At 66.6% G+C, this 4,139-nt stretch carries 2 protein-coding genes and 1 pseudogene; 2 read left to right on the top strand and 1 reads right to left on the bottom strand.

The window, feature by feature from the left end:
* Positions 1 to 255, top strand: a pseudogene (gene purH, locus LQV45_RS19625) (bifunctional phosphoribosylaminoimidazolecarboxamide formyltransferase/IMP cyclohydrolase); the annotation flags it as partial.
* 773 nt (positions 256 to 1,028) lie between these two features.
* Here purH and LQV45_RS19620 read toward each other — a convergent pair.
* A complete protein-coding gene (locus LQV45_RS19620; RefSeq protein WP_230008455.1) occupies positions 1,029 to 2,027 on the bottom strand; it encodes a serine protease in 999 nt (332 codons plus the stop codon).
* Between the two features lie 245 nt (positions 2,028 to 2,272).
* On the opposite strand from LQV45_RS19620, the gene LQV45_RS19615 reads away from it, so the two are divergent.
* Positions 2,273 to 4,139, top strand: a 1,867-nt coding sequence (locus LQV45_RS19615) for an NADP-dependent isocitrate dehydrogenase (protein WP_230008454.1), incomplete at its 3' end; no start/stop codon positions are given.

Genomic DNA, 4,139 nt, shown 5'->3' with positions numbered 1-4,139 from the left:
GTGGAGTCCGATGTCGAGGGTGCTGGCGGGGCCTCGAATGCCGACGCCGCCGCTTCGCCGGAGCGTGCCCGGGGCGCTGTAGCGGCCTCGGACGCGTTCTTCCCGTTCGCCGACGGACTGCAGATCCTGGTCGACGCCGGCGTGCGCGCCGTCGTCCAGCCCGGCGGCTCAGTCCGGGACGAGGAAGTCATCGCCGCGGCCAACGCCGCCGGCATCACCATGTACTTCACCGGGGCACGCCACTTCTTCCACTAGGGCCCTTCCACTCGGGTAGTGCTCTTCCACTCGGGCTGCGGTTCGCGCACAAGGGACCCGAGCGCAAGACCCGCACAAAAAATGGACATGCCCTCCCTGGCCGGGGGATATGTCCATTTTTTGTGCCATCGAGTGGGCTGGTGGCCGGACCTTGGGACATGCTCATTCGTTCCGCGGGACATGCTCATTTTTCGCGGCAAGGAGTGGGCATATGGGGGATATGTCCAGGCTTCGGAGTGTGGAGAGGGCATGTCCCGTGCGACCGGGGCTGCCTTGGCCATCCGGGGGACATGCTCATTCTTTGCGGTGCGTACCGGGCCAACCCAAAGGACGTGCTCACGGGTTCAGGAGCTCGAGACCGACCCGGTCGGACATGCCCATTCCTTTCCGGGACATGCCCTCCCTGGCCGGGGGACATGCTCATTCGTTCCCAAGCGCCGAGAAGCCGCCCGGGAGGACATGTCCATTCCTCATGGCAAGGCCCGGACATGTGGGGTATATGTCCGGGCCTTGGTGTTAGCGGAGGGCATGTCCAGGGGGCGGGCGCGATCCGCCGTCGCACATAAAGCCAGCGCGGGGCCACTGCGTCCTCCCCACTGCTGAAGATGGGACGCAATGACCCCGCGCTGGGGCAAACAGGGTAAACAGGGTAGACAAGCCCGACTGCGCGGGCCCCGCGAACAGGCCCCCGCGAACGGAGCGCGGGCCCCGCGAACAGGCCCCCGCGAACGGAGCACGCGGGCCCCGCGCGAACGAGGCCCCGCGCCCTCAGGTCAGGAAGCGGCCGCCGTGGTGTAGGCCTGCTGGCTCACGCTGCCCCAGTACGGGCCGTACATCGTGGTGGAGTTGCTGCCGTAGCCGTAGCTGTTGATGGAGTTCTGGTAGCCGGCGGCGCTGGTGCCGATGAACCACGGACCGCCTGAGGAACCGCCGGTCATGTTGCAGGGGATCCCCTGGGTGTTGAACTGCGGGTTGTAGGGATCGTTCGTGGCGGTGCCGGAGCAGCTCTTGAGGGATTCACCGTTGAAGGGCGCTGCGGCGGGGTAACCGAATGACTTGTAGCTCAGGCCGCGGGCGGCGTTGAACTGCAGCCCGGAGCCGCCGACGACGTCGCTCAGGTACTGGCCGTTGAGCGTGGACATGACGGCGAAGCCGGTGTCGTAGGTCATGTCACCCGAGGAGCTCCACTGGGTGGGGGCGTAGAGGGCCTTGGCCGTCCACTTGCCGTAGGGGGCCGCGCCGTTCAGGTACGCCGGGACGAACGTGAACTTGGTGGCGAAGGCGCCCGGGCCCTCATTCACGCAGTGCCCGGCCGTGGAGACCGTGCTCTTGTTGCCGGAGGAGACCGAGTTGCCGGAGCAGACGTAGTTCGTCCCGCCGAGGGTGAAGAAGACCTTGCCGATGTGCGGGACGGGGGTTTCGCTGGCATTGGTCTTGGTCTGGAGCGTCTGGGATTGCAGCTTGGGAGCCGCGGCCTCGACCTTGCTCGGCGCGCCCGTTTCCGCCGGGCCCCTGGCCGCGGTGGCCTTGCCGTTGCGCTTCATGGCCCTGTCGGCCAGGACGTCGCCGGGGACGGCGCTGCGCATGCGTTCCGCGGTCCAGTAGTCGGCCGCGCCCGTCTCGGTGACGGTGTGGCTGGCGACATCGGAGGTGGAAACCGGTGCCTTGGCCGGTGCGGGGGAGGCCGTGGCCGCCCCCGCGGCACTCAGGGCCAGCAGCGCGGCGGCCGAAAGAGTCAGCAGGCTGGTGGCCAGAGTCTTGGGTGTTCTCATGGGTGTCCTAACCGGTGGAAAAGCGGGGCGGGCGCTGTTGGCGGCCGCTGGATGGAACGAAACTACGGCAATTTGACTAACCTGTAAAGTCGGTTGTCAATTTTTGTTATGCCGTGTTGGGATGTCACTCATCCGTCCGCGCACGACGCCGGTAGGCGCCAACGGGGGCACCTCGGGTAAGTTAGGGGTGTTGAGATAACACAAGATTCCGGAAATACCCAGACCTTCAGGGAGACGCCCGCGCAATGGCAAAGATTATCTATACCCACACCGACGAAGCGCCGATGCTGGCCACCTATTCGTTCTTGCCGATCATTGAGGCGTTCGCCTCGACGGCCGGTGTGGAAGTGGAGACCCGCGACATCTCGCTGGCCGGCCGCATCATCGCCGTGTTCGGCGACTACCTCACCGAAGAGCAGCGCGTCAGCGACGCCCTGGCCGAGCTTGGTGCACTCGCCAAGACGCCCGAAGCCAACATCATCAAGCTGCCCAACATCAGCGCCTCCGTGCCCCAGCTGAAGGCCGCAATCGCCGAACTCCAGGGCCACGGCTACGCGCTGCCGGACTACCCGGACAACCCCTCCTCGGACGAGGAAACGGACATCCGGTCCCGCTACGACAAGATCAAGGGCTCCGCCGTGAACCCGGTCCTGCGCGAAGGCAACTCGGACCGCCGCGCCCCGCTCTCGGTCAAGAACTACGCCCGCCAGAACCCGCACAGCATGGGCGCCTGGACTCCGGAGTCCAAGACCAACGTGGCCCACATGGACGCCGACGACTTCCGCTCGAACGAGCTGTCCGTGGTGATCGAGGCCGACACCAACATCAAGATCCAGCTCGTCAAGGAAGACGGCACCGTCAAGGTCCTCAAGCGTGCCTTCCCGGTCCTGGCCGGCGAGGTCATCGACGGCACCGTGATGCGTGCCGCGGCCCTGGATGAGTTCCTCGCAGCCCAGGTCGCCCGGGCCAAGAACGAGGGCGTGCTGTTCTCCGCCCACCTCAAGGCCACCATGATGAAGGTCTCGGACCCCATCATCTTCGGCCACGTCGTCAAGGCCTACTTCGCGGACCTCTTCGCCACCTACGGTGAGCAGATCGCCGCCGCCGGCCTGAGCCCCAACAACGGCCTTGCCTCCATCCTCAACGGCCTCGAGGACCTGCCGGAGGAGATCCGCGGCGAGGTCCAGGCAGCCATCGAAAAGGGCCTCAACGAGGGCCCCGAACTCGCGATGGTCGATTCCGACAAGGGCATCACCAACCTGCACGTGCCCTCCGACGTCATTGTCGACGCCTCGATGCCGGCCATGATCCGCAGCTCGGGCCACATGTGGGGCCGCGACGGCCAGGAAGCCGATACCCTCGCCGTCCTCCCGGACAGCAGCTACGCCGGCATCTACCAGGTCGTGGTTGATGACTGCCGCGCCCACGGGGCCTTCGATCCCACCACCATGGGCACCGTCCCGAACGTCGGCCTCATGGCCCAGGCCGCCGAGGAATACGGCAGCCACGACAAGACGTTCGAGATCCAGTCCGCCGGCACCGTCCAGATCGTCGACGACGCCGGCACCGTGCTGATCGAGCACAAGGTTGCCCCGGGCGACATCTGGCGCGCCTGCCAGACCAAGGACGTGCCGATCCGCGACTGGGTCAAGCTGGCCGTCACCCGCGCCCGCGCCTCCGCCACGCCCGCCGTCTTCTGGCTGGACAAGGGCCGCGCGCACGCCGCCCGGATGATCGCCAAGGTGGAGGAATACCTCAAGGACCACGACACCGAGGGCCTGGAAATCGCCATCATGTCCCCGGATGAGGCCACGGCCTTCACGGTGGAGCGCCTCCGCAAGGGCGAGGACACCATCTCGGTGACCGGCAACGTGCTCCGCGACTACCTCACCGACCTCTTCCCGATCCTGGAACTGGGCACCAGCGCCAAGATGCTTTCGGTGGTGCCGCTGATCAACGGCGGCGGCCTGTTCGAGACCGGCGCCGGCGGATCCGCCCCGAAGCACGTCCAGCAGTTGCTCAAGGAGAACCACCTGCGCTGGGACAGCCTGGGTGAATTCCTCGCACTGGCCGTCAGCTTCGAGCACCTCGCCACCAGCACCGGCAACGCCC

This window comes from Microbacterium sp. Bi128 (assembly GCF_918698205.1).
The sequence above is the reverse complement of the archived record's forward strand: the minus strand, read 5'-3'. Positions and strand labels throughout refer to the sequence as shown.